The organism is Neolewinella antarctica (assembly GCF_011927835.1).
Taxonomy (GTDB): domain Bacteria; phylum Bacteroidota; class Bacteroidia; order Chitinophagales; family Saprospiraceae; genus Neolewinella; species Neolewinella antarctica.
On the sequence record NZ_JAATJH010000008.1, the window covers coordinates 83,558 to 109,915 of the forward strand.

The following is a 26,358-nucleotide window of genomic DNA, read 5'->3' on the forward strand; positions in this document are numbered from 1 at the left end:
AGATTTTTATAAAAATCAGGGTCTCATAATAGCTACAAGAAGAATGACCAAAGGGTTGTGAAAAAGGTGGGAAGAAATACTTTTGAATTGAATTTAGGCAATCTTCTAACTTCTCATTATTTGCACTGACCGTACGTTCAAATCAGCTACTCAACCTCGGTCCGATCGCAAAAGCACACGAAATGTATATATCAGGAGTAAAAACGCACGAAAAGGTCCTCACCTATTTTCTGCGTGACCGCGGTGATTCCAGTAAACCCATTCGGAACCTTTATCGAAAGTTAAGTAAAGTCGTCATTCAAGAAAGCCCCAGGCAATAGTCTCTCAAAACCACCAAATCAACAACAAAACAATCCCCACCGCCAACAACCCAATCAACTGCAACTGCTCCATACGACGATCCTCCTCTTTTAGCTTGTTCCGTCGCTCATTTAGTGGTGTGTCTACTTCCCGGTTAATCCGGCAGTCGTAATCGAAATTGTTGCCCCCCGTGTGGTCGATCGAAACCTCGCACAGTTCCTGATCTAGGAAGACGGAATAGGTCTTCGACTCCGCCACGTTAAAGTCGATGGCCATCACCTTGTCGTTGCAGTGCACCACGACGTGCCCGTCCGCATCACCGTGGAACAAACCGAGGCGGTAAATTTGGCCCGTGTGGCCGGTGATGCTCCAGGAGAGTTGTGGCATGAGAAAAGGTAGCGAGTTGTAAAATGACTGACCGGTGAAAGACGGCCCGGGGCCCGTAAACGTTGGGTAAATTTGACTCCCACCGCGTGGGGGAAGGAAAGACTCGAAGCGTTAAACCACTAAAGACAATTTACGGATTTATAGTATCCGAAACAAATTTTTAACGCCCACGTGGACCGGCTTGTGACCGTGGCGTGATTACAGCCCCAGGCGACTCAGGTCCAGCCCGGTCCAGTGGCCTTCCGCCCCCAGAATGGTGAAGCGGGTAAACATCTCTTCCTTGTGCCAACCCCGCTCGCGGGTAAGTTTGACCACTTCCTTGTGGTAACGGCTCTTGTACGCAAAATTTTGCATGGCCTTGCCGTTCGTCCAGATGCTAAACGTCGCTTGCATGAAGACCGGAAACTCCCCCACGCCAATCGAGAAAAGGTGGTCGGCTTGATCTTCCAGGGAAGCGGACGTCCGCGGGACGTGGCTCCAGAACTCGGTCAGCCGCGCGGGATTGATCGTCGCGCGGGTAATGACGGCAACGGGCGCGTTCGGGTCGTAAGCAGCCGGGTCGGAATCGAAGGGTTGCTCCCCGGACCAAGTACCGTGCGACATCGTCGGTGACAGGTGGACCGTCAGTCGCTCCTGCACGTGCGCGTCGGTAGTTTTCAACCACTCGTTCTCCCGCAGAAAGGTATCTCCCGCTTCCCGGCTTTCCCAGTGACCGAGGTAGGCATAAACGCCGAAGTTGGGCTTGAGGCTGAACCCGTTCCCGCCACCACTCCCCAGTAAGCGACCGAACCGGAGACCGGGCACGTTCGCCAGGGCCAACCGCGCAATCCCCATCTGGCTAATGGCCCAGAAGCGGTTCTGCACGCCTTGGTAGCGGAAGAAGGTTAGGGTGGTGTGTTGGGGCATTTTTAGGTGGTAGAAATTTAGGCGGTAGGGGGTAGGCACTGGTAGGCGGTAGGCGGTAGGCGGTAGAGTCAATACAAATAGCTCAGCTACGTAAATGTTTTATCGCGGACGACCGCACTACCAGCCTACCGCCTAATTCCCTACCGCCTACCAGCCTACCGCCTAATAACCTAACCTAAACCCCTAACTTCGCCAAATGCCCCGCCTACCCCTCCTGCTCTGCTTCCTAGCCCTCCTCCCCTGCACCCGCGGCCTCGCCCAAACCAACGTTGAGGAGAACGTGCACGCGCTGGAACTCGCCAAGACGGACCTGGAAGCCTACGGCATTCTCTACGAAATTGTAGAAACAATGTTAGCTAGCGAGCGGGAACAAGACGGCGGCACGACGGTCAATATGGCTAAGAAGTTGACCCACGTAGCCGACCAAATCAGCGACCCGACGCTCACCGGACCGGCCTATTTTCAACTGGCTCAGGCTCACCAGCGGGACGACGAAACGCAAGCCGCCGAACGCGCGCTGGAGGAAGCTACGAATCAAGCCATGGACGCCAGTAACCCGGAGTTAATCCTCCGCGCTGCCGCCCAGAACAGCCGCCTCAAAGCCGGGCGGGGGCGCTACCGTGAGGCCAACGAAAGCACCCAGCGCGCGCTCGACTACTTCATCCGCCGGGGCGACGAAGGGGGGATGGCCCGCCTCCGCTCCGACCTCGTTGTCGCCAAGGCGCGGCTACTTCGCCAGCAGGAAGACATCACTGCGGCGAGAGCCCGCCTGGACCGCGACCTGGCCGCCCTCCTCGCGGAAAGGAAACGAATCACCAGCGAAAACAACCAACGTGACCGCGACCTCAAAAGCCACCTGAACGAACTGAGTAAGACCAAAGAACAGAAGGCCGTCGTCGAACAGCACGCCGAATCCACCCGCGCGGACCTGCGGGAACTGAGCCGCGAAGCCCTCGAACAGAACACGCTCGCCACCACCGCCCGCGAGGAAGTAGCGCGGCAAAGGTTAGATCGCCAGGCCAGTGAGATGCGCGCGCAGCAGCAGTCTTTCCGGCTCTACACGTCGCTGGGCGCGGCGCTGATTTTGGCCCTCCTGGCGGGCTTTTTCTACAACCGCACGCGGGCCAAAACGCGGGCCGCCGCCGCCCTGGAACTGGTGAATCAAGACTTGCGGGAAGCGCGCCGACAGTCGGATAGTCTGCTGGAAAACATCCTGCCCGCCGACGTGGCCCAGGAACTCAAAGCAACGGGCAAAGCAAAAGCGCGGTCCTTCCCCCAGACGACGATCCTGTTCTGTGACTTCGTCAATTTCACGAGCATCGCAGAGCAGCTTGGCGCCGAGGCGCTGGTGCGGGAATTAGATAAGTGCTTCCGCGGTTTCGACCGCATCGTGGACGAGTACGCGGAGGTGGAAAAGATCAAGACCGTGGGCGATGCCTACATGGTGGCCAGTGGCTTAGCGGAGGCGCCGGGGCCGCCGGTGGCGATCATCAAGGTCGCCCTGGCCATGCAGGCTTTTCTGCGGGAAGAGGCCGGGTTACGGCGGCGGAGTGGCGTCCCATTCTTCACCGGCCGGGTGGGTTTGCACACGGGGCCGGTCGTGGCCGGCGTCGTTGGCGAGCGCAAATTTTCTTACGACGTCTGGGGCGACACCGTCAACCTCGCCGCCCGCATCGAAGCGAACAGCGAACCGGGGAAGGTCAACATCTCGGCGTCCACCCACGCGCTCGTTCGTAATGATTTCTACTGTACGTACCGCGGCCAGGTGGAGGCTAAGAATAAGGGGCTGGTGCACATGTATTACGTAGATGCTTGCGTCCCGACTGAGTCGGGACGAGTACCGGGTCAGCGGGAAAAAGCCGGGTAGATGCGACACCGAACGGCCGAAACTAACAAATCGCCTTATTTTGTCGTTCCTTTAGGCGTAACCAAATAGCTACATGGGCGATCAATTGCAACAAGACGGAAAATTCGAGTACCTGGAAACGGGCGGCTCGGGGGAACCGCTCGTGTTGCTGCACGGCCTGTTCGGCGGCTTGTCGAACTTCGGCTCCCAAATTGAGCATTTTCGTGACCGGTACAACGTCATCGTCCCCACCCTACCGATCATGACGCTGCCCCTGCGGAAGGTCTCGTTGGCGGGCCTCGTCGACCACCTCGCGGAGTTCGTTGAGACCAAAGGCTGGGATAAGATCCACCTGATGGGTAACAGCCTCGGTGGCCACGTGGCCATTCTGTACGTCCTGGAGCACCCCGGCCGGATTGCCTCCGTCGTGCTCTCCGGCAGTTCCGGGCTGTTTGAATCCGCGATGGGCAACAGCCTACCGCCCCGCAAGAATTACGACTTCATCAAGAAAAAGGTAGAAAGCACGTTCTACGACGCCGCCGTTTCGACCAAAGAACTGGTCGACGAAGTCTTCGCCACCGTCAACGACCGTAACCGCGGCCTGCGCATCATCATGACGGCCAAGTCGGCCGTCCGCCACAACCTGGCGCACAAGCTGGACGGCATCAAAGCCCCCACCCTCCTCATCTGGGGCAATCAGGATAACATCACCCCGCCCTTCGTCGGTGAGCAGTTCAACGAACTCATCGAAAATTCCGAGCTGCACTTCATCGATAAGTGCGCCCACGCGCCGATGATGGAAGTGCCGGGCGAGTTCAACCAGTACCTCGACGATTTCTTGTCGCGCGTCACCGCGGGCGAACGATTGGTGGAGGGGTAACCGCTCGCATGTAAAGTCTTTCGGTTAATTTTGGCTCCGAACAGTCAAAACTAATCATGCGGACCTTTCTCCTTGTATTCTTTTCAGTCCTCTCCCTTACCGGCCACGCCCAACTCGACTGGGTCGTTGACCACCCCGGCACCATCGTTTACACGCTTGATTTAAAGAACGTCCAGCAGCACGAGCTGCGGATCACGGCCGACTTCCCGGCGGTGTCTCCCGGCGTGTTTACCGTCAGGATGCCGCAGTCGAGCCCGGGGCGGTACGCGCAGCACAATTTTGCGAAGAACGTGTACGACTTGAAGGCTTATTCGGCGAGCGGCAAGGAACTGTCCGTCTACCCAAGCGACGTTGCGGAGTGGCGGATCGCCGGCCACGGAGGCTCGGTCAAGCTGGTCTACACCCTCTTCGCGAACGGTGGCGACGGCACTTACTCCGGCATCGATGCCCGGAAACTGCACCTCAACATGCCCGCCACGTTCCTCTACGGCGACGAACTCAACGACCGGCCGATCATCCTGAAGATCAAGGAGGGGCAACAGCCGGACTGGACGATGGCCAGCCAACTCGTCCCCCTTCCGTTCACCCATTACGGCAGCCGTGACCGCGCCGCGCCCAATTACGCCTACTTCTACGACTCCCCCACGCTGGTCGGGACGATCATGCGCGGTGAGTTCGCGGTGGAGAACCCCGACGGTAAGACCCAGATGATCGAACTGGCCATGATGCACGAGGGCACGCGGGCGGAGTTCGACGCTTACCTGGCCTGGACAAAGGACGTCGTGCTGACCCAGCAACGCGTGTTCGGCGAGTTGCCCGACTTCGACTACGGGCGCTACACTTTCCTCTGCGCCTACAACCCCTGGATTGGCGGCGACGGTATGGAGCACCGGAATTCTACCATCTGCTCCGCCTCGACTAGTCTGGCCGAGGCGGCGGAACGGTTGATCGGCACGGTCAGCCACGAGTTTTTTCACTGCTGGAACGTCGAGCGGATTCGCCCGGCGAGTCTGGAGCCCTTCAATTTCGACCACGCCAACGTGAGCGGTGAGCTGTGGTTCGCCGAAGGATTTACGAGTTATTTTGACGATTTGAGCCTCGTGCGCGCCGGTATCCAGTCGCCGGAAGACTACGCGGCCGGTCTGACGAATCAACTAAACTACGTGCTCCTCAGCCCCGGCCGCCAGCACCGGGGGCCGATCGCGATGAGCCAGCAGGCGCCTTTCGTGGACGCGGCGACGGCCAACGATCCGGATAATTTCGGCAACACTTTCGTAAGTTATTACCCTTACGGTTCCACGATCGGCCTGGCGCTGGACCTGGAATTACGCGCGCGCGGCCAGCGGCTCGACGACGTGATGCAGCTGATGTGGCAGCGGTACGGCAAGACAGAAATTCCCTACCACATCCGCGATATTCAGTTGGTAGTGGGCGCGGTCGCGGGTGATCAGTCGTGGGCGGAAGCCTGGTTTATGCGGCACATCTACAACAGCGAGTTACCGGACTTCGCGCCTTATTTCGCCGAATACGGACTTACCTTACGTCAGGAACAGCCGGATTCGGTCGCTTTTTACGGATTACGGTTGCGCGAGCGGGACGGCGTCGTTTCGGTCGTGCGGCCCGTGCCCGAGAACTCACCCCTTTACGCCGCCGGCCTGGACGTAGATAGTGAAATCATCAGCCTGAACGGCGTTAGCGTAGCTTCCACCGACGACTGGGACGAAGTCGTTCGGGACTTAAAAATCGGTCAGACTTACGCGCTTAAATTCGAGCAGTTGGGCGTGGAGAAAACCGGAAGCTTCGTGGCGGTGGCGAGTCCGAAATTGATTTTGCAGGTTAACAAGACGGCAAACGCGAAAGCGCTAATTCGGCGAGCTAGCTGGTTGAACCCGCAGTAATGAATTCTTTACTCATTGCCGGTCATCAAATATTACCTCAGTAATGAGAAATATGGACTTAATTGAGGTATAGAATGTCAACCTGACAAAGTCCAGTTGTAACCATACAAAAGATCAAGAAAGACAGCGAGGAAGTAATGGAGCATTTTTATGGCCGAGTAATTTCACGCACCAGTTGAAATACGGTAGTAATCGGATTGCGATCACGAAACAGCTCGCCGGAAAACTTTTCAAATAACTTTTTCGCTCTTTTAAGCGCTTCCTCCTCGCTAGCGTTTGGATCATCGATCAGGCGTTGCCTGATGCCAGCGGCAAATCTTTTCTTCTTCCCTACGCTCGCGTAGTTAATCCCCCAGTGATTACTGAGTTGCTCGTAATAAAAGGCACGATTATGACGTTGCTCTGTGTATGCATAATGAAGGCAAAACCACAATTCGAAAGCATCAACCGAATACGCGACTCGAATACCTGCCTTCGTAGCATCCCTAATCACCCGCGAAAAAATTTCGAACTGGCCGATACCTTGGCTTGGAACGAAGTCAAGGTCGAAAACCAGCCAAATCTGATCGTAGTCCTCATATTCCTGTGCCGTGAGCGCATCTTGGAGCAGACGGACGGGGTCGCTACTGGGGTCCCGCGGCAATATTTCTACCCCAAAATTGCGAAAGGCCTGAAAATACAGACGCTCCGTTTGCCCTTCACAGAGAATCAGGAATCTTTTTCCTCGGTTACGCATCTTCCGTTTCCTAGTTACAGTTCGCTTACTCATGGGCAGCCGGTTCTAGGTCTAATGCAATATCTAAGTCACTCACTTGAGGTACCGCTCCATAGCTCCCCCCTAGGTATTCTCTTTCAAAATTGGCCGTATTCGTTACTCCGGTGATATCAGACAGGGAATAGAGAAATGATGCTCCGGAATCGTCCTTTTCGATTAGAGCAATTTGGTCTCGCCGCAGAAGTTTGTTGTCCAGCAGATTGGTATCGTGAGTAGAGAATATGAACTGGGCACCGTTTGGATTACCCGATGTAGAATTAAACAGCTGGACGATCTCCCGCGACAGCCGCGTATGCAATCGTGCCTCAAACTCGTCAACGAGCAGTATTCCACCCTGGCGTAGGCATATGATAATGAGGGGGGCAAGTTGTAGTATTTTTTGCGTGCCGGCTGATTCGTATTGGTCGCTTAACCAAGCCAGACTCTTATCTTCACGGCCTTTTACTTTACGGGTTGTTACGGTAAAAAATCGCTTATCGGTCTGATCACTGAATTTCTCTAATCCTGGTAACTCCTTTACGTGAGAAATCTTCTCCTTGTCAAATGATAGTAGGCTATCGTGATCGATACCCAACAATTTCAACATCTCGCTGGTCTCACGCAGTAAGCTTCCGTCCTCATACATTAATTGCGCCGGCAATTCTTCCAGATGGTGGAGGCCAGCATCCGACAGAATCATCAGTTTGCGCAGAGCGGCGGCCACCTGATCGACGACGGGTGCAATCTTGAGTAAGGATGCCGCTGCCAAGAAGCTGATCCTTGGTTGAAATACTTCATTGTTTTCCTTCAGCAAAAAGGTAAGCCGATCGTCCTTCCCAAAGTATTCGGGGTTGGGGGTCACCGTTTGATCTTGGCGGGTAAAAACGGTGGCTTTACGTACGGAACGGTCCAGCAACCACTCACGCACAATCTTATCCCGCGTCATCTCCAACCCGTACTCATATTTCCTGTCTCCGTAAACAAAGGTGCCACACAGGGTTGTAGGCGATTCTGAATAGGCGGCATCTAGCCTGAATGGTTCCACGGGGAGCTGCTCATATCGATCGCGTCCAGATAGTAGCGCGACTCCCTGCCAAACGGACATGGCTAGTAATAACGTGCTCTTCCCACTTGCATTGGCTCCATAGATCGCTTTAACTTTCAGTACTTTATCCTTTTTACCCGATAGGGCAACGTTGTTCTTTAACCAACTGTAAGCTGGCTTCTGGTGGGTCGCGCTGAAGTCAATGGTGGTAGAATCCCGTATCGACCTAAAATTCTCTATAGAGAAGCTTAAAAGCATGGATTTATATTTTTTTACCAAATGTACCTCTTTAAACGCTTGCAAACCATAATTTAGTTGACGACTCCTCTACTCAATTATTACTCCCAAACTTCCCAACGTCCGCTCCCTCTGTTTCAACTTATCCATGTACTACTTAAAAATTGCCAAAAATTGAAGCCATGCCTGCACTCCGTTGGCACAAGTGCCTGGTAGCTTTCTACAACTGAAGTGCGCAGCGCCCTGCCAGCAGGTTTTGTTAGAAAAGGTATCAAAGCCGCAGCGGACGCTTATCAACAAATTACTAACTTGACAGTAATAGTTTAGCGATGCAAATGGCTACTATGATCACGAAGTCCGGTGCGACCCGCGATAATTTGCATAAAAAAACCCCACCATGGCTACCTCCTACAACAACATCTCCCCCGAACTAACCGATTTCATCCACCGCCAGCACATCTACTTCGTAGCTACCGCTCCCCACGACGGCCACGTCAACCTCAGCCCCAAGGGCATGGACTCCCTCCGGGTGATTGCCCCCAACCGCATCATCTGGCTAAACCTGACGGGCAGCGGCAACGAAACGGCGGCGCACGTGCTGGAGAACGGGCGGATGACGCTGATGTGGTGCGCTACGGAAGGTAAACCCCTGATCCTGCGCGCCTACGGAACGGCCCGTACGGTGCACCCGGGAGAAGCGGGTTTCGCCGAGCTTGCCGTTCACCTACCGGATACCCCGGGAGCCCGCCAGATCTTCGACCTCGTGGTAGAGAAAGTACAGACGAGCTGTGGCTACGCCGTGCCGTACATGGACTTCCGGGAAGACCGGACGCAATTAGTGAGTTGGGCCAGTAAGCAGGGACCGGAACGCATGAAGAATTACCAGCAAACCAAAAATCGGGTGAGTATCGACGGGCTCCCTACGGGCTTACCGGAGTAACGCGCATTTCACTTTGCGCAATTAGATACCACCACGTAATACGGAGTACTACGCAGCAAATCAGAAAAGCATCATCTAAAAGTATTCCAGCGTAGCCGAAAGGAGCTTTTTGTGCTTTTGTGTTTGCGTGGCTAAAAAAATCTGCGTAACATAATCAGTACCAGCAGTGATTTAACCGTGCGCCCCATCCTCCTTGCTCAGCAAGTCCGGCCTCCGCTCCTGCGTCCGCGCCTCCGCTTGCTCCTCGCGCCAGGCTTCAATCTTCGGGAAATTACCGGTCAGGAGAATATCCGGCACCTTGTGCCCCCGCCACTCGGCCGGGCGGGTGTAAATGGGTGGGGCGAGCAAATCGTCCTGAAAAGAATCCGTCAGCGCACTCGTTTCGTCGTTCAGGACGCCGGGCAGTAGCCGACCAATGGAATCAATTAACACCGCCGCGGCCAGTTCGCCGCCGGACAGCACGTAATCACCAATACTAATTTCCAGCGTTACGTATTCATCCCGAATACGCTGATCGATACCTTTGTAATGCCCACAAATCAGTAATAAATTCTTACCCAGGCTGAGTCGGTTGGCGCGGGTTTGTTTGTACTGCTCGCCGTCGGGCGTTAGGTAAATAATTTCGTCGTACTCCCGCTGCGCTTTGAGGGCGTCGATGGCCGCCGCCAGGGGCTCGCAGCGCATCACCATGCCGGCCCCGCCGCCGAATTGATAATCGTCCGTGCTCCGGTGTTTACCGAGGCCGTACTCGCGCAAATCGTGGATCTCCACCGTCAGCAAATCCTTATCTTTAGCCCGTTGCATGATGCTGTGCGATAGTGGGGAGGAAAGTAGTTCCGGTAATACCGTGATGATGTCGAAATGCATAGTTAATCATTTAAACTATTTACCAGCCACAAAAGCACGTAAACACAAAATTACGTTGGTTACTATTTTACGGCACTTTTTTGTGCTTTCGTGGCAAAAAGCCTACTTACATACTTTCCCTCAGCGCACCCCCGCCCGGTACCGAACCCAGGTGTTGTAGAGTAATCGAAAAGGCAAAACCGCGGAAGCCATGATTGCCCAGACCCCAAAGAAGCGATACTCCGCGTGCATGTATTTATCCATGATGCTGCGCCAGTCCGAGGAGAGGTTGCGAACGAGCACGTCCGGCCCCTGCTCGTCGAAGTAAGTGATGAATCCGTTGAACGACTGTACCATCCAGAAAATCAACGGGATAACGGCCAGGCTGATGCCAGCCTGTAGGTACAATCTGTCCCGCAGCCAACTCAAGTCGAGCAAAAACATGTACCGCGTGAAGGTCACCGCGACCACCACGTAGATGAAATTAGGCAGAAAGAAAGGAAAGTCCGGCACCTTCGTGTACAACGGCAACAGAATCAGCGCCGCCACGACGAGGGTAAACGCCAGCCAAAGCAATTCAAAACCCGCCTGTGTACCCCGTTTATTCGCCGTCATGTCCTCCGTTTAGGGCGCAAACATACGGCGGCGAGCCGTAGTTGGTCCGCGGGCAGAACTGCAAGGCTCGCCCCGGTGTATTTACCACACAATCACCCCCATGTACCAGTGCGACAAACCTACTAACCTCCTGGCCCAGCTACGGGCCATGCCCATGTTCACCGAAGTAACGGACGACGTTCTGCAGTGGCTGATCGATATAAGCAGGTTTGTCTGCTTCGATAAGGGAGAGACCATCTTCGAATATAACTCCGTCGTCGATCACATGGACATCATCCTCAAAGGGAGTTGCCTGCTCCGGCGGGAGCAAGATGGTCACAGCAGAGAGATGGGCATTTGGGAAGCGCCCCACGTTATGGGTGTCCTTCCCTTCAGCCGCCTCAAAACTACTGCGGCCGAGGGCGTGGCGCTCGAGAACATCCAGGTTTTGCGGATCCACAAGGAGAACTTTGTGGAAATGGTCAACGTGAGCTACGAACTCGTCCAAGCACTCGTCGGCATCATGACCGACCGCGTCCGCGACTTTCAAAACATGCGCCTGATGGACGAAAAGCTCATGGCCCTCGGTAAGATGAGCGCTGGCCTCGCCCACGAGTTAAACAACCCCGCCTCGGCGATCGTCCGCTCCAGCCAGGAGCTCCATAAGCACCTGGCGCAGACGCCGGAGCGGTTCAAAAGCATCGTCACCATGCGCGTGACCACGGATGCCGTGGACAATCTTAACCAAGTTCTTTTCGACAGGATTCGCAGTTACTCCGGCGCCTCCGACCTTTCCCTGCTGCAACGCGAGTCGCGCAACGACGATCTCCAGGACTGGTTCGACGCTCACGACATTACCAACGGAGATGAAATTATCGACACCTTCATCGACTGGGACTGGAGCCCGGAGCATCTGGACGCGGTCGCGGGTGCCGTGCCTACGGAAGCGCTCGAACCCGTCCTCTGGTGGATCGAGGCAAATTTGACCACCGAGGGGCTAGTCGGAGAAATCCAGACCGCCAGCAATCGCATCGCGGAGTTAATTGGGTCCATTAAAGCGTACAGTCACATGGACAGTCAGGCCAGCATGATCGCTAAGGATATTCACGAAGGCATTAGATCTACCCTGACGATGCTTAAATTTAAGTTTAAAGAGAAGCACGTCAAGCTTAAAAAGGAATTCGACAAGGATCTGCCCAACGTCAAGATCCTGGAAGGCGAACTGAACCAGATTTGGACCAACCTCATCGCAAACGCCCTCGACGTAGTTACCCCCGACGGCAGCGGGCTCATCACCATCCGTACGTACCGGCGGCGCGACAACGTGTGCGTCGACGTCGAAGACAATGGCACCGGCATCCCGGAAGATATCCAGAGCCGCATCTTCGAGCCTTTCTTTACGACTAAAGGCATCGGCGAGGGCACCGGTATGGGGCTCGACATCGTCCGCCGCTCCCTGAAACGCCACGGTGGCTCGGTTTCCGTCGAGAGTCAACCCGGCAAAACCTGCTTCCGCATCTGCCTCCCCCTCTAACTACGCACCAGCACCCGCCCCATGGCCGACCAACTTAAACCCATCATCCTCTCCGTCGACGACGACCAACAGGTTCTTCGCTCCCTCAAGCGGGACCTGCGTAATCACTATAAGGACGACTACCGCATCATTTCCACCACGAGTGCCACCGAAGCACTGGAAGCCATCCAAGAACTCAAAAAGAAGAACGAGGTCGTGGCGCTCTACTTATCCGACCAACGTATGCCGGAAATGCTGGGCGTCGATTTTCTGGAAAAAGCCCAGGTGTTTTTCCCGAAAGCTAAACGCGCGCTGTTGACCGCCTACTCCGACACCCAGGCCGCCATCAAGGCCATCAACGACGTACAACTCGATTACTACCTCCTCAAACCCTGGGACCCGCCCGAAGAAAAGCTCTTTCCTATCCTGGATGAATTACTGGCCGACTGGCGACTTTCCTTCCGGCCGGAATTCCAGGGGCTCAAGGTCGTCGGCTATCAGTATTCCCCCAAGAGCCACAACATCAAGGACTGGCTCGCTTCTAACCTGATGCCCTACCAGTGGGTCGATGCCTTCAGCGAGAAGGGGAAAGAACTATTGGACTTACACGGATGCCTCAGTAAAGAGTTGCCCGTGGTCGTGCTGGAAGACGGTAACACGCTATCCGACCCCGCACTGGCGGACCTCGCCGAAAAGCTGGGCATGAGCGCTACGGTATCCGAAGACCTTTACGACGTGGTCATCGTCGGTGGCGGCCCGGCGGGGATGGCCGCGGCGGTCTACGGTGGCTCGGAAGGCTTAAAAACGCTGCTCATCGAAGCCCGCGCGCCGGGCGGGCAGGCGGGGTCGAGTAGCCGCATCGAAAATTATCTCGGCTTTCCGAACGGACTCTCCGGCTCCGAACTTTCCCGGCGGGCGATGGCGCAGACGCTGCGGTTCGGCGTGGAGGTCGTCAGCCCCCGCTCGGTGGAAGACATCCGGATTCAGGACAACTACAAGATCCTTACGCTCGACGATAACTCCGAGGTTAAGGCCCTGTCGCTTATTCTGACGACGGGCGTTCAGTACCGCAAACTGCCGGCGGAAGGGGCGGAAAAATTCAGCGGCGCGGGCGTTTACTACGGCGCGGCGATGACGGAGGCGAAGGCGTCCGAGGGTAAGATCGTCTACGTGGTGGGCGGCGGCAATTCCGCGGGGCAGGGGGCGGTGTACCTTTCTAAATTCGCGAAGGAGGTGCACATCCTCGTTCGCAAGCCGGACCTGACGTCCAGTATGTCGAGCTACCTGATCGAGCAACTCGAAAGCATCGACAATATCACCATCCACGGCTACCGGGAAATCCAGAAGGTATGCGGTGACGACGACCACGTCGAACGATTGGTCATCGAAGATCTGGAAAAGTCAGAAACCTACGAAACACCGGCCGATGCCCTGTTCATCTTCATCGGCGCGCGCCCCCGGACGGACTGGATCGAGCGGGGTCAAATACTGACGGATAAGCGCGGTTTCGTGATCACTGGCCGCGACATCACGGCGGCTGACCCGAAAAGCAACAACTGGCCACTCGCCCGGGCTCCTTTCCTGCTGGAAACTTGCCAACCGGGCATTTTCGCGGCGGGCGACGTGCGGTCGGGGGCGATGAACCGGGTGGCTTCGGCGGTTGGGGAAGGCGCGATGGCGATCAAGTTCGTGCATCAGTACTTGGCGGAGAATTAAAAAAGGCAGTAGGCAGTAGGCAGTAGCACTCTTTCTATCGCCTACTAGCCTACCGCCTAATTATTGCGCGGTCGCGGGTGCATGGTTTATTTGATAAAGGCACACTGCTGACCGGATTACGCCCACCAGATATATTCGACACGCTTGAGCTGATTACCAAAACCAACATTCTCTCGTTAAATAAAACAATTTGTTTGTTAAATGGCCTTTTGGTTCCTAACTTTGGTGAAACTCACGAAAATGACCCGCCCAGAAACCAATCAGGAGCCTGATCTCCATAAGCCACCTGAACCTGCCCCCCAAAACGACACTGATTCCCCACGAGAACGCCTGCGCGACATTATTGTCGTGTTCGTCACCTATCCCATTACCACTAGCAAGCGTGCGGGTAAGGTAGCCGAGAGTAAGCCCTGGCTGGAGTTCAGTTCTCTATTACTAAAAGTAGGACTGGCCATCTACGCGCTCTACGAGGCTATGAACTGACCTTACTCGCAACTCGATATAACGTAGAGAAGCACTTTCCGCCGTAGCGAAAAGTGCTTCTCTATTTCAATTCTGCTGGATGACTCAGAACTGTCGTCAGGAAAAGTCGGTCAGTAGCTCCAAAGATCCTGTTCGAAGTTGAAAATCTCCTGCTTGATGCGTTCGGCCTCCATCAGCCGGTCCCGGCCACCGGGCATGTAGCTCTCGATACGTCGATCGAGTACGTTGCTCTCCTGGGTAACGTAACTGTTGAAGTAACGGCTTTCAAAGACGTCTTCCCAACTACGGTTCGCGGCGTCGTTTCCGAAAACAAAAGCGGACTCGTTGGCAAGAACTTGACGTGCCCCCGGGTAGTACACCCAGAACATGGCGCGCTCGTAAAGGAAATTACCGTTCTCGTCGTACTGGTCCATCAGCGGGGCAATGCCCAGGATACGGACCTGCATGGTACTGCTCTCCTTATCGAAGAACCATACTTCCTGCAAGCGGTACCGCTTCACCACGTCGGGGTTGAATTCCGTGGCGACTTCCACGTAAGTGACGTTAAAATCCTCGTCATACTGTTCGACGGTATCGATGCCACCACCGAGGGCCGCCAGGTCTTCCGCGGGGAGGACGGTGGAAAATTTATCATCAATCACGGAGTAGAGCTGAATCTTTTTTTCCGCCGCGGCGTCCATCATGATGCTGATCAGTGGGCGCTCCGGATTGGCGAACGGCAAGTTGATCTTCTCGCGTACGTCCAATACCCGCCAAATGCGCTTTTGCCACATGATGTCCGCCTCCCGGACGTGCTCGTAGGGAAGAACGCTCCGCTCCGCCACCATCTTTCTCTCGACGATGTCGTTGACGGGGTTTATGAATTGATTGTTGGCGGGGTCTTCCGCCCCCGTGGGGTCGCCGGAACCGGGTAGCTCAATGGAAGAATTGTTGATGGTTGGGTTAGCGGGCCTTTGGGCCATCAGCGCGGTGGAGGCGCCAAAAGTTAGCAGAAGCGCTAGTTGAAAAACTGCTTTCATGGAGGATTTTAATTGTAGTACGGTAACGGACTTGAACAAGGAAACGCCGGCCATTCATCCGGTAGTGTAGCGCTAAGCTTTAATTAACGAACCCTCACGCCGTTTGCCGAAGTGAGGATTCGCCTTTATTTCGCCATAAAGCAAACCACCGGCTGGTGACAGACTCCTGACGGAGAACTTACTGTAGTTGAAAAACTAAGGAACCGAGATCACGCGTGGCCACGTCACCGGGGCACTTGCCGCGGATGTTGTTGGCGTAGAATGCATCACCGGCCTTCGCCCTTGCTATGTAAGATTTCGACGTCCTGGTGAAACTACCACCGGCGTTCTGAGTCACCAGAACATCCTCGCGCTTGGGTTGGTAGACAAACTCGTACCCCGCAATGTCACATCTGGCCTCGAAGTCAAAATTCTCCAGCAGCGCAAAAATACCTTTCTGGCCTTTGATGAGAGATGTCGGAATCTTGCCGCCCTGTGACTTGCCGAGCACGGGGATGGGGTTGGGTATACGCTTTACCCGGAAAGGAAACGATCCAAGGTTTTTACCATCGGCCGAAACGTTCACAGTAGCATCGCCCTGCTTGGAACCCCTTACCGTAAACTTGCTACCACTGCCGGAAATGGTGGCGGGGCCCGAAATACTTACCCGTACGGAACTTGACGGAACACCCGCCGCGGATACGGTTAATGGGTTGTCGACGCCCATGTAGAACACGTTCATCTTGTCGGCGGATACGGCCACGGATCGCTGACCTACCTCGTAGGTGAATTTTCCTTCCCCACGAGTTACTTTGCCCGTAAGCGGATTAGTAACGGCAACAGAAGTAGAAATACTCTTTTGTCCGGAGCCCGTACCGGTAATGTTATAATTAGCAGTGCCGTCCGCGTTCAAAGTCAAGCGCTGCCCACCTACGCGTAGGTCGACGTTAGCGGGGTCTAAACTTGAAGAATACGAACCAACGGATACCTTGGCGTTGATCTTCTCACCGGAAATAACGTAGCTACGATCGGCGGAAAAGACCGGAAAGAACTCATCGATCTCAATGGTCTTACCCCCAGCGATACTCACCATGTCGTTGATCATGTTGGCCTCGGAAATTTTCAGGTCAGCTTTCATCTGAGAAAGCAGCGGAAGAACCGCGGCGACGGGCATATGACCAAACTTGTAGTCGGACCACGAATCGCGGTCAGCCTCCACCCACGACTTATCGTCGATGTTGAAAGGCATGTTGACGGCCACGCTCTGAATGCGTGCGTCAATGTCGGCTTGCTTAAGGTCCATATCGGTTCCGTGGTCGTTCAGAAGCCTAGAATAAGCTGCAATAAGTTCCTTGCGGGTATCCGCAATTCTTTGCTTCAGCATTTCGCCCTCTCCTGGTTCACCACCGGCACCGTCCTCACCGTATACTAAGTAACGGGTGGGAACATCCTTGTTCTTCTTGCCCTTAACGGCGGTGATACCTTTGCTTTCTTTGTAATCACCCGGGCCGACTACTCCGTCTTTATCGCCGGATAAATCAACCAGTTCGTTATAAATCTGATCGATGTATTGGCCAAAACCATTGGAAATAGAGCGAACTTCAGCAATGGCGGGCTGGATTGGGCGGAAGCGTTCTTTAGAATCTTCGTCGAGAAGTTTGTTAACTCCCTTCACGGTTTCTCCAACTTGCTTATCTACCGTAGCGATGGAGCTTTTGCTACCCTCGTCAAGGGTCTGGAAGGCATTCATGACTTCTGCGGAAACGTTCAGCGCCAGTAGTGCCATGAGCACTAGGTACATGATGTTGATCATCAACTGCCGGGGTTCCTTGGGAATTGACATATATAGTATTGATTGGGCTCGGCACGAGGATTAGCCCCACACTGAGTAATTATTTTTGGAAAGAGAGATAAAGACAGCAGCCTTTAATGGTTGGTCTGAAGTCTTTGGTCTACGTTGTTACCAAAGATTTCAGCCCAGAGACTATTTAGCAACCGGTACGCGCATGGCGCTGATCATGTTACCGTACACGCTGTTCAACGTCGTTAGATTACCGTTGAGCTGCTTCATTTGTGCCTTGTACTGTTTGGTGTCTTCAGCCGTCGCGGCCAGATCAGCCATGGCTTCGTTGAGCTTGGAGTAAAAATTACCCATTTGCTTAATCTGTTGGCTCGTGCCGGAAAAATCCGCATCCTGGAGTGCCTTGAGGCTGCTCATGCTCTTCGACATCGTCTGCAGTTCCGTCAGCATGCCGCCGAGCTGCTGTTCTACGACTTCACCGTTGAGTTGGGGGGCTGGGGTGGTAACGACGCCGGTGCCACCGGTTGCGAGCGGTTGAACGTCGCCGGAGTAGTTGCTCAGGCCGGGGTAGAGCTTATCCCAGTAGTAGTCTTTGTCGGGGGGGAGGACACCGAGCAGGAGGAAGATAAAAGCTTCGATTCCGAGACCGATCGTGATCAAATCCCAACCTTCGGGCAGAAAACCGGGGTTCTCCCAGGATTGAATTTTATAGAGGGCGCCCATCATAACGATGGCGGCACCGACGCCAATGATGAAGTTCTTGACGTATTTGAATGCGGGAGACTTAGTAAGAGTCATGTATTAGAGCGATGTATGGAGTATGAAAAAATGAGAGATCGGGGCTATAGTTTGTGGGGCCCAGTATAAAATTAGAAGTGTCTTCGTAGGTGACGCCCAGTTGGACGCGGATTTAACCGTGCCTCCGTGCGCCATATTGTGAAGGCCCGCGAAATTATCGCTTTCTGGCGACAATAACAAAATTTCGGGGGAAAGGAGCTTACGGAAAGATTAGTCTGTTGTTTCGGACAACTCGCGGACAAGTCTTTTTAAGTACTATTCTCCACCACCATTTATTTTGCGGTCCTACGAGTGGTTAACGGAGCCCTTGCGCCGTAGGTTTACAAACGACAACCGCTTTTCTCAACCGAACTGGGCTCACGTCACCATTTACTGTATTTGTACGTCACTGGTTAGCGATTCGCCTCATCCGTTAAGCCGCTTTTTTTTGTTGGCTCTCGTAGATGAGTTTTTGTCCCATACCGGTGATCGAGTTTTTCGTGCGACCGAACAATAGTCCAATTTTTTGGGCATCGTTCGTGTAGCACATGGCCTCGATTAGTAAAGCTTGCTCCGCCCGGCTCCAGGGTTCGTAGGCACGGGGGTAGTTTACCCTGGCCTTCGCCATGTATTCGGGGAGCTTGTCGGTGGGTTTGGCGAGGCCGAGGGTCGTTACTTCCGCCATTAATTCTTCGCCTTTTTCGTCGCTCAACTTATCGAAGTCTTGCTCCCGAAAGAAGGGAATTTCGCTGTGAGCCGGTGTCTTCTTTCGTTTTGCTGACCGTTTTGCGGGTACCGTTACTAGACCGGAAAACAGTGTCGGTTGCCGCGCGGCGAACGCCTTCACCGACTGCTCGATGAAGCGTTTGCTGAATTTACTCCGGTAGGCACCGTACGCACTGACCGCCCTGAGCGTCGGGTCGGCGATCAAGCGGCTGCCCCGCAAAACTTTTACAATTTGCTCTACCGTGGGCCGGTAGCCCAGTTGGGTCAGTTCGAAGTGAGTTTCGGTAAGGACGGAATCGGGGATGCCTTCCTGATTAGTGCTTACCCCGAGTACGACACCTTTGAACTGCGCCAGGGCTTCGCTGACGTTCGGTTGCCGGACAATAGACGACTCCAAGTCGAAAGGGCGATTAGTGGTGGGGTCAATACCGGTGGTGAGCCGGTCGATAAGGTCAATCAGGTGTTGTGCATTCATGGTAGTGCTGATTTTAGTAGCTACGTGATGCCACAAAACTCTGCACCCGCGGCCGCGCACTAGCCATTTAAACGAATACTTTCGTTTAAAAACGAATATATACTAATTAGCCACCAAATGGCGATCTCAACTTCCCGGGTTAAACGCGAAAGCCCCAGCCACCGCGTTGGTGACTGGGGCTTAAGTGGCTAATTAAGCTTACACTACTTCTTAGTCGTCTTCGACTGTGGGATAACACTCTTACCCTTTTTGCCCCCGGTAGAGGCGGCCGTTGAGGTAGATTTCGCCGTACGCTGCGCCTTCTTAGCGGCTTTCTGAGACTCCGCGGTTTTGCGAGCTTCGTTGATCTTTTCTTGCTTAGTTTTCACGTGTTTTAGTTAAGCCGTCCCAACCCGGGCCGGTGTGTATGATAATGATATAAAACGTCCGGCGGATAAATTTGCTCATTGTGGAAGCCAAAAATTTTACGCCGATTTAGTTAAAATTTCAGTTGACTTTTAGCTTGCCTTCAATGCCGTCGTCCATCCCTTCTTTACCCGTCACGACGGAGGCCATCATTTTGGCGAAAGCGACCATCTGGCCGTTTTTCGTATCCCAGTAGTAACCTTCACTGGGGGTAAATTTGATCATCGTCAGCTCCGGGTCGTCAACGCCTTCGGGGAACCAGGTCTTAATCATTGGTGTAAATAGTTCTTCTGCTTTGGCTCGGTCGAAAGTGATCTCGGACGTCCCGTAGACACTAAGGTGGTCCGTGTCCCCTGCCTTGCTGCTGTAGATCAGTTGCGTAGCCGGATCGCTTTTGATGTCCTTATTGTGGTCGCTGTTTTTGTTACTAAAGAACCAAATCGTGCCGTCGTCCTCCACCTGCTGGGTGGACATGGGGCAGGTGCTAAATGGTTTACCACCGAGGTTGGTGCAAAACATCGTAATGTCCACGTCCGTCGCTAACTTTTGGATCTTGACAATGGCTTCTTTATTGATGAGGTTTTTGATGTCTCCCATGGTTGATTTTTATTTTTTATAGCGCGGTAGCTACTCGAAATGTTCGGGTGCCGCGTGGTTAGAGCAGGAGCAGAATTCGCGCAAAATCGTGACGATCCTGCCCCCTCATCCATAAGCTTTACCACCAGCTACCCGAACCCGGCGGTAGTTCCACGGGGTTGGATTTCCCCGCAAATTAGAAAGTCCTGTTTTCGCCGTCAAATACTGCCCCCGTTACGCGCAACCGAATTAACCCCGAAACTCCGCCCCCATCCGGACACAATAAGGGCCGCCACGACGAATCATGACGGCCCTCATTCATCACGGTAAATGCTTTTAGATAATCAACATCGCATCCCCGTAGGCAAAAAACTTGTATTTCTCTTTCTGCGCCACGGCGTAAGCTTCCAGAATCAAATCGATGCCACCGAAGGCACAAGTGACGATGAAAAGGCTACTCTTCGGCAGGTGAAAGCTCGTCAGCAAGTGATCGGGAATGTGAAAGTCGTAAGGGGGGAAGATGAATCGGTTCGTCCACCCCTCGTTCGTGGCGAGCAGGCGTTCGGCGCTGACGCTGTCTTCACACGCGCGCAGGGCGGTAGTGCCGACGGCGCAGACCGTGCCGCCATCCTTCTTCGTAGCGTTTACGATGTCGACGGCTTTCTGGTTGACCTTGAAGTATTCCGCGTCCATCTTGTGCTTAGACAAGTCCTCCACTTCGATGTCGCGGAACGTACCCAAACCGAGGTGCAGCGTAATGTCCGCTTTTTTGATGCCCTTTAGCTCCATTCGCATCAGGGTTTCGCGGCTAAAGTTGAGTCCGGCGGTGGGGGCGGCAACGGCACCGATCTCTTCGGCGAAAACGGTTTGGTAGCGCTCCACGTCGCGGCTGTCGGGGTCACGGCCCAGGACTTTTGGCAGGGGAGTGTTACCCAGGGCGTGAAGTTCCTTACGGAACTCGTCGTTAGGGCCTTCGTAGAGAAAGCGGATCGTGCGGCCGCGGCTGGTCGTGTTGTCGACGACTTCGGCGATTAGCTTGTTGTTACCTTTCTTATCGTTAAAGTAAAGCTTGTTACCTACGCGAATTTTACGGGCGGGGTCGACGAGGACGTCCCACAAACGAGCCTGGGGGTTAAGTTCGCGGAGCAGAAATACCTCGATCTCCGCCTGGGTTTTTTCCTTGAGGCCGTACATCCGGGCGGGAAAAACTTTGGTGTTGTTAAAAACCAAAGTATCACCTTCATCGTAGTAATCTAGTAGGTCACTAAACATTTTGTGCTCGATGCTACCCGTCTCCCGGTTAACGATCATGAGGCGGCTGTCGTCCCGCCGTTTGGTCGGGGTTTTGGCGATGAGTTTCTCGTTGAGCTCGAATTTGAATTGTGATAGTTTAGTCCTCATTCCCGAAGTTTAAATTTTCTGTAGGTGGCACGGTGCCGGCAAATAACGCGCAAAGGTAGGTGATTTACTAAACTCCCACCCTTTCCGCGCGGCGCTCCTTTGTAAAGCCCCGCAATGGGCTAAAGTTCTAATTCCGGGTTCGTAGTGTTATGGGCGTGGCGTGAACTTGCGCCGTGTCCGCGAATTGAGCTCGAGCGCGCGGAAAATTACCTCCTCTCCGGTGTCACTCATCTATTCTAAACGATCGTTCGTCGATCCGCGCGCGTGGCCCCGCGTACCGTGTTTATCTTTGGCAGCCCTGCCCGCGGCCGTCGGGGCATTTATTCTTGCAGTCCAAAATCCTCACCCATGCTATTTCTCAAAGTTTTTACCGAGAGCATCCGCCAGGCATGGGCCCAGTTGGTGGGCAACAAGCTCCGTGCCTTTCTTTCCCTGCTCGGCATCTCAATCGGTATCTTCTGCATCATCGGTGTTTTTTCCGCCGTCGACTCTCTCGAAGACAGCCTCAACGGTAGCCTCGCCAAACTCGGCGACGACGTGGTGTACATCGACAAGTGGCCCTGGAAAGATAATAGTGGCGATTGGTGGGAGTTCTTTCAACGCCCCTACCCCGACCACGATGATTACGTAGCGCTCAAGAAAAACCTCGCCACTGCCTCCCTGGTTTCCTACTGGACCGTGCCCGGCTCCAAGGCCCTTAAGTACAACAAAAACAGCGTTGAAGGGGGCTACCTCTTCGTCACCACCTACGAGCTCGACCGCATTTTCAACATCGAGATCGAAAAGGGGCGCTACTGGACGCCGAATGAATACAACATCGGCGCCGATAAACTGCTGATCGGTGCGAAGATTGCCACGGAGCTCTTTCAGGGTATCGAACCCGTCGGTAAAACCGTGAAGATGGGCGGACGTAAGTACGAAGTTGTCGGGGTCTTCAAAGAATCCGGCGGCGACTTGATTAACCCCCTCGATTTTGACGACGCAATCGTCGTGAGTTACAACAACGCGGGCCGCTTCGTCAACCTGAAGAACCGCAGTCAGTACGGCGGGACGGTTGGCGTCAAAGCAAAGGATGGCATCACTACGGCACAACTACAGGACGAGATTCGCGGCGTCATCCGGGCGAACCGAAGACTCCGCCCCCGGGAGAACGATAATTTTGCCCTCAACGAACTCAGTATGATGGCCGACGCCCTGGGTTCCTTCTTCGGTGTGCTCAACCTCATGGGCTGGATGATCGGTGGCTTTTCCATCATCGTCGGTATGATCAGCGTGGCCAACATCATGTTCGTCTCCGTCAAGGAACGGACGAGCCTGATTGGCGTTAAGAAAGCCCTCGGCGCGCGGCAGTTCGTCATCCTGCTAGAGTTTCTGACGGAATCCGTCATCCTTTGCGTGATCGGTGGTTTGATGGGCTTGGTCCTGGTCTATTTCGGCACGCTGGCAATTAATGGTTTCATCGATGATTTTGCCATCAACCTGTCGATGAAGAACGCCCTGTTGGGCATTGGACTTTCGGCGATGGTGGGCATCTTCGCCGGTGCCGTACCGGCCTGGCAGGCGGCGGGGATGGACCCGGTGGAAGCCATGCGGAGTTGAACGCGTGCCTTTGGCATCACTGCTCGAACCAAATAATCTACAGTTCCCGCACGCCTCTTCTTTGGGAGCAAACGCCTACGGAGAAGCTTGGTAATAAGTTGTTACGCGCACGGCGTTTGAAAAAGTACAGACCTTGCGCGCACGACAACAAAAAAGCCGCTACCAACCTAAGTTAGTAGCGGCTTTTGCCGTGAGGGGTTAACAACAGGTTTAATCCTGCGCTAACTCCAACTGCATTTCTTGCTTCACCTCGGGGTGCAGATTCAAGGTCAGGGTGTACACACCGACTTCCTTGGCATCCTCGGGCAGTTGAATCTTCTTCCGCTCGATGGTGATACCGAACTGCTCCTTCAGCTGCTGCTTAACGGACAACTCGGTGATCGAACCGAAAATACGACCGGTTGCACCCGCCTTGACGCCCACTTTGAGGGTCTGGCCGGCGAGCTTTTGGGCCATTTCTTTGTAAACGTCCAGGCGCTTGGATTCCTGAGCGTCCTCACGGCGGACCATCTCGTTCAAACGGCCCATGTTGGACGCGTTACCGATGATGGCCAGGCCACGGGGAAGTAGGTAATTGCGGCCAAAACCGTTCTTTACCGTAATGACTTCGTGCTTGTCGCCGACTTTGTCGACATCTTTCAGCATAATTACTTTCATAATGAATTATGTTGTCCCACTCTTTCGGGGCGGTGCCCCATTGGAGTAAGTGGTTAGGAATTAGGTTGTAGGCGGTAGTCATTAGGCGGTAGGCGCGTAGTACAAGACTACCGCCTACCGCCTAACGGCCTACTTCAGAAGGTCCGTCAGGTACGGCAACATCGCCAAATGACGCGCACGCTTGATGGCCGTGCCGATCTTACGCTGGTACTTGAGGCTGTTACCGGTAATCCGGCGGGGAAGGATCTTGCCCTGCTCGTTCACGAACGTGAGGAGGAAGTCGGGATCTTTGTAGTCGATGTACTTGATGCCGTAACGCTTAAAACGGCAGTACTTTTTTCTGCGTCCGCCAATCTTAGGATTGGACAGGAACTTGATGTCATCTCTGGATGCCATGGTTTGTCTAATTTAGGGGGATTAACGAATTACTCTTCTTCCTTGAAGCTTTCCGCGTCGCCGGAAGGCACGCCGGATAGTTTCGGGCTGTCCGCTTTCTTGCGGCTGACACCGTGGGCAGCGGGCTCGTTCTTGGCGGGCTTCTCCTGCTTCTTACGCTTGGCCTTGCCGATCTTGCCGGCACGCTTGTCCGCGTTGTACTGGACGCCGTACTTGTTGAGCGAGACGGTCAGGAACCGGAGGATGCGCTCGTCGCGCTTCATGCCGAGTTCGTAATTCCTAAGGAAAGCACCGTCAGGAGCGGTGTACTCAATGCTGTAGTAAACGCCGTTGCTGCGTTTGTTGATGTCGTAAGCGAGGGTCCGGAGGCCCATTTCGTCGACAAAAACAATCTCACAACCCTCACCCTGGAGGCCGTTTACGTACGTCTGAGCCGTCGACTTGATATCTTCGGTCGACAGCACTGGATCTACGACGAATGTTGTTTCGTAATTTCTCATATGGATCAGTCGTACTGATGTTTAGTGAAAAGAATTGGTTATTCCCCTACGCAGCCGCGAAGGGTTGCGCTAAGGGGCGGCGAAGATACGCTGCGTTTTCTTGGTTTCCAAGGGGTTAGGCGGGCTTCGTCCTTTTTCGGGTGCCCCGTACTCACTAGGCGCTCCGCGCGGTGAGCTACCGTGCGTCAGATCACGATGCCAAAACATGCCGTGGTCGATACATAGGAGCACCTAAATCCCTTAGAGGCAAAGCGCTAAAACCGTTCGTTCAGCCAGTTACCAATCATCTCCAGCGCCAATGGGTCGAAAGTCGTCTCGATCGTGCCGTATTCGTTCGGCGCACCGGTGTCGGCGGGTTGGAAGAGGTGGTTGAGGCCGGGCAGCGGCAGCACGGTTGCGTCCTTATTACCATTTTTCGCCATCGCGATGCTGATGCCGTTGAGGTTACTTTCGGCGGCGACCTGCGTATCCTTTAAGCCGTTGATGGCCAACGTCGGGATCGTTAATTTTTCGAGGTAAGGCGTGGGATCCATCGCGAGAAAACTGCGCAGCCAGGGATTGGACAGCGGCACCACGTACTGAGCGTTGAACGCGCGGGGGTCCTTAATGCTATTCCGCAGGGCGGTGGGGAGGTTGTCCATCCGCTTTTCAAAAAGTGCGTAGAGGCCATCGACGTACCTGTCCTGGTCGAGCGCGGGGCTTTCCTTGATAAAGGTGTAAGCGGACCGTAGCCCGGGTTCGTCGCGGGCGATGAGTTGGGCGGGCATGCCCGTGGCGGTCCCCACCTGGCGGCGTTGTTCGAGCATGAGGCTGTCAATCGGGACGCCGGGGGCGGCCAGCAGAATGACGAAATCGAGGTCTTCGTTTTCGGCCGCGACGATGGGCGCGATGAGGCCACCCTCACTGTGCCCGGCCATACCGATGGCTATTTTCCGGAAGTCCTTGCGCTGCTTCAGGTAATCCACTGCGGCACCCGCGTCCGCGCCAAAATCCCGCGTAGTGGCCCCGTTGTGGTCCCCCGTGCTTTCGCCCACGCCGCGGTCGTCGTAACGGAGCACGGCGTACCCTTCGCGCGTCAGGTAATCACTCAGCACGAGGAAGGGGCTGTGGTTGATCTGGCTGCCCAGGTAGGAGTTGCGATCCTGCGGCCCGGAGCCGGAGACAAGGATGATGGCGGCGCGCGGTTTGCCCTTCGTGGGTAGCGTTAATTCGCCGGCGAGCGTCACGCCGGCGGCACCACCGGGGAAGGTGACGGCTTCGCGTTCGTAGGGAAAATCGGTCGGCTGCTGGCTCCGTTGCGTGATGGTGACCGGCCCGTCACTCACGGGGTAACCCTGGGGCCGGTAGCGGTAAAAGGTCAGTGGAAAATCAACCCGGGCCTGGTTAAAAACGCCGCGCAGTTCTTTGCCGTCGAGCACGCCGGAGAAGCTCGCGCCGAGGTCGTTGAGCGTAAACTGAAGGCGCTGGCCGTCGAAGGAACTCGTCGTGAAATCGAAGCGTGCCTCACTCTGGCCGGGGCTGACGAGGCTGCCGGTGATTGCCCCGTCTTGCTCGTCGAGTTGGATGCCGAGGGGCAATTCCGTCCCCATCGCGTCGAGGATCGCGAACCATTCGCCGGGGAGTTGGGCGCGGACGCTGGTGCAGAGAAATAGGGGAAGGAGCAGGGTGAGTAGCGATCGTTGCATGCGGTGTGTTTAGTCCG

The 26,358-nt window shown here is 54.7% G+C and carries 25 protein-coding genes; 8 read left to right on the forward strand and 17 right to left on the reverse strand.

Annotation, left to right across the window (positions count from 1 at the left end; genetic code table 11):
* Positions 1-324: 324 nt before the first annotated feature.
* Entirely contained in the window at positions 325-687 is a 363-nt protein-coding gene (locus GGR27_RS17595) for a hypothetical protein (RefSeq protein WP_168039777.1), read from the reverse strand.
* 198 nt (positions 688-885) lie between these two features.
* Complete coding sequence (locus GGR27_RS17600) at positions 886-1,593, reverse strand: hypothetical protein (protein ID WP_168039779.1); 708 nt, start codon at positions 1,591-1,593, stop codon at positions 886-888.
* Positions 1,594-1,789: 196 nt separating this feature from the next.
* Here GGR27_RS17600 and GGR27_RS17605 point away from each other — a divergent pair, with 196 nt between their 5' ends.
* The 3 genes from GGR27_RS17605 to GGR27_RS17615 all read left to right on the forward strand — a co-directional run bounded on the left by GGR27_RS17605 (position 1,790) and on the right by GGR27_RS17615 (position 6,217).
* Positions 1,790-3,460 carry an adenylate/guanylate cyclase domain-containing protein gene (locus tag GGR27_RS17605; RefSeq protein ID WP_168039781.1) on the forward strand — a complete coding sequence of 557 codons (1,671 nt, stop codon included), beginning with the start codon at positions 1,790-1,792 and terminating at the stop codon, positions 3,458-3,460.
* A gap of 73 nt (positions 3,461-3,533) precedes the next feature.
* Positions 3,534-4,319 (forward strand): alpha/beta fold hydrolase, encoded by a 786-nt coding sequence (locus GGR27_RS17610; RefSeq protein ID WP_168039783.1) that lies wholly within the window; start codon positions 3,534-3,536, stop codon positions 4,317-4,319.
* A gap of 56 nt (positions 4,320-4,375) precedes the next feature.
* The gene (locus GGR27_RS17615) at positions 4,376-6,217 is read left to right on the forward strand and encodes a M61 family metallopeptidase (protein ID WP_209037987.1); all 1,842 of its coding nucleotides are present in this window, start codon (positions 4,376-4,378) and stop codon (positions 6,215-6,217) included.
* 148 nt (positions 6,218-6,365) lie between these two features.
* On the opposite strand, the gene GGR27_RS17620 is transcribed toward GGR27_RS17615, so the two are convergent.
* Together GGR27_RS17620 and GGR27_RS17625 are read right to left on the reverse strand one after the other, a co-directional pair.
* Complete coding sequence (locus GGR27_RS17620) at positions 6,366-6,953, reverse strand: RloB family protein (protein WP_168039785.1); 588 nt, start codon at positions 6,951-6,953, stop codon at positions 6,366-6,368.
* A gap of 25 nt (positions 6,954-6,978) precedes the next feature.
* Positions 6,979-8,319 (reverse strand): AAA family ATPase, encoded by a 1,341-nt coding sequence (locus GGR27_RS17625; protein WP_168039787.1) that lies wholly within the window; start codon positions 8,317-8,319, stop codon positions 6,979-6,981.
* Between the two features lie 331 nt (positions 8,320-8,650).
* Here GGR27_RS17625 and GGR27_RS17630 point away from each other — a divergent pair, with 331 nt between their 5' ends.
* Positions 8,651-9,193: a pyridoxamine 5'-phosphate oxidase family protein gene (locus GGR27_RS17630; protein ID WP_168039789.1), complete on the forward strand. Its 543-nt coding sequence runs from the start codon at positions 8,651-8,653 to the stop codon at positions 9,191-9,193.
* A 171-nt stretch (positions 9,194-9,364) separates the two neighbouring features.
* Here GGR27_RS17630 and trmD read toward each other — a convergent pair whose 3' ends face one another.
* Positions 9,365-10,060, reverse strand: a complete 696-nt coding sequence (gene trmD, locus GGR27_RS17635; protein WP_168039791.1) for a tRNA (guanosine(37)-N1)-methyltransferase TrmD — start codon at positions 10,058-10,060, stop codon at positions 9,365-9,367.
* 120 nt (positions 10,061-10,180) lie between these two features.
* The gene (locus tag GGR27_RS17640) at positions 10,181-10,654 is read right to left on the reverse strand and encodes a hypothetical protein (protein WP_168039793.1); all 474 of its coding nucleotides are present in this window, start codon (positions 10,652-10,654) and stop codon (positions 10,181-10,183) included.
* Between the two features lie 100 nt (positions 10,655-10,754).
* Here GGR27_RS17640 and GGR27_RS17645 point away from each other — a divergent pair, with 100 nt between their 5' ends.
* The 3 genes from GGR27_RS17645 (at position 10,755) to GGR27_RS17655 (ending at position 14,345) form a co-directional block, all read left to right on the forward strand.
* Entirely contained in the window at positions 10,755-12,167 is a 1,413-nt protein-coding gene (locus tag GGR27_RS17645; RefSeq protein WP_168039795.1) for a sensor histidine kinase, read from the forward strand.
* Between the two features lie 21 nt (positions 12,168-12,188).
* A complete protein-coding gene (locus GGR27_RS17650; RefSeq protein WP_168039797.1) occupies positions 12,189-13,862 on the forward strand; it encodes an FAD-dependent oxidoreductase in 1,674 nt (557 codons plus the stop codon).
* Positions 13,863-14,102: 240 nt separating this feature from the next.
* Positions 14,103-14,345 (forward strand): hypothetical protein, encoded by a 243-nt coding sequence (locus GGR27_RS17655; protein ID WP_168039799.1) that lies wholly within the window; start codon positions 14,103-14,105, stop codon positions 14,343-14,345.
* A gap of 110 nt (positions 14,346-14,455) precedes the next feature.
* On the opposite strand, the gene porN is transcribed toward GGR27_RS17655, so the two are convergent.
* The 7 genes from porN to queA form a co-directional block, all read right to left on the reverse strand.
* Positions 14,456-15,364 (reverse strand): type IX secretion system ring subunit PorN/GldN, encoded by a 909-nt coding sequence (gene porN / locus GGR27_RS17660; protein ID WP_168039801.1) that lies wholly within the window; start codon positions 15,362-15,364, stop codon positions 14,456-14,458.
* A gap of 178 nt (positions 15,365-15,542) precedes the next feature.
* Positions 15,543-17,186: a type IX secretion system motor protein PorM/GldM gene (porM, locus tag GGR27_RS17665; protein WP_168039803.1), complete on the reverse strand. Its 1,644-nt coding sequence runs from the start codon at positions 17,184-17,186 to the stop codon at positions 15,543-15,545.
* 141 nt (positions 17,187-17,327) lie between these two features.
* Entirely contained in the window at positions 17,328-17,942 is a 615-nt protein-coding gene (locus tag GGR27_RS17670) for a GldL-related protein (RefSeq protein WP_168039805.1), read from the reverse strand.
* Between the two features lie 412 nt (positions 17,943-18,354).
* A complete protein-coding gene (locus tag GGR27_RS17675; protein WP_168039807.1) occupies positions 18,355-19,122 on the reverse strand; it encodes a hypothetical protein in 768 nt (255 codons plus the stop codon).
* Between the two features lie 203 nt (positions 19,123-19,325).
* Positions 19,326-19,490 (reverse strand): hypothetical protein, encoded by a 165-nt coding sequence (locus tag GGR27_RS17680; protein ID WP_168039809.1) that lies wholly within the window; start codon positions 19,488-19,490, stop codon positions 19,326-19,328.
* A gap of 118 nt (positions 19,491-19,608) precedes the next feature.
* On the reverse strand, positions 19,609-20,124 hold the full coding sequence (locus GGR27_RS17685) for a pyridoxamine 5'-phosphate oxidase family protein (RefSeq protein ID WP_168039811.1): 516 nt from the start codon (positions 20,122-20,124) through the stop codon (positions 19,609-19,611).
* Positions 20,125-20,439: 315 nt separating this feature from the next.
* The gene (gene queA, locus GGR27_RS17690; RefSeq protein WP_168039813.1) at positions 20,440-21,504 is read right to left on the reverse strand and encodes a tRNA preQ1(34) S-adenosylmethionine ribosyltransferase-isomerase QueA; all 1,065 of its coding nucleotides are present in this window, start codon (positions 21,502-21,504) and stop codon (positions 20,440-20,442) included.
* Between the two features lie 348 nt (positions 21,505-21,852).
* Between queA and GGR27_RS17695 the strand changes: the two genes are divergently transcribed.
* Complete coding sequence (locus tag GGR27_RS17695; protein WP_168039815.1) at positions 21,853-23,103, forward strand: ABC transporter permease; 1,251 nt, start codon at positions 21,853-21,855, stop codon at positions 23,101-23,103.
* A 210-nt stretch (positions 23,104-23,313) separates the two neighbouring features.
* Here the strand turns inward: GGR27_RS17695 and rplI are convergent, their stop codons facing one another.
* The 4 genes from rplI to GGR27_RS17715 form a co-directional block, all read right to left on the reverse strand.
* Positions 23,314-23,760, reverse strand: coding sequence for a 50S ribosomal protein L9 (rplI, locus tag GGR27_RS17700; RefSeq protein WP_168039817.1), 447 nt, complete (start codon positions 23,758-23,760; stop codon positions 23,314-23,316).
* Positions 23,761-23,889: 129 nt separating this feature from the next.
* A complete protein-coding gene (rpsR, locus tag GGR27_RS17705) occupies positions 23,890-24,156 on the reverse strand; it encodes a 30S ribosomal protein S18 (RefSeq protein ID WP_168039819.1) in 267 nt (88 codons plus the stop codon).
* Between the two features lie 29 nt (positions 24,157-24,185).
* Entirely contained in the window at positions 24,186-24,656 is a 471-nt protein-coding gene (gene rpsF, locus GGR27_RS17710; RefSeq protein WP_168039821.1) for a 30S ribosomal protein S6, read from the reverse strand.
* A 254-nt stretch (positions 24,657-24,910) separates the two neighbouring features.
* Positions 24,911-26,341: an alpha/beta hydrolase family protein gene (locus GGR27_RS17715; RefSeq protein ID WP_168039823.1), complete on the reverse strand. Its 1,431-nt coding sequence runs from the start codon at positions 26,339-26,341 to the stop codon at positions 24,911-24,913.
* Positions 26,342-26,358: the final 17 nt, after the last annotated feature.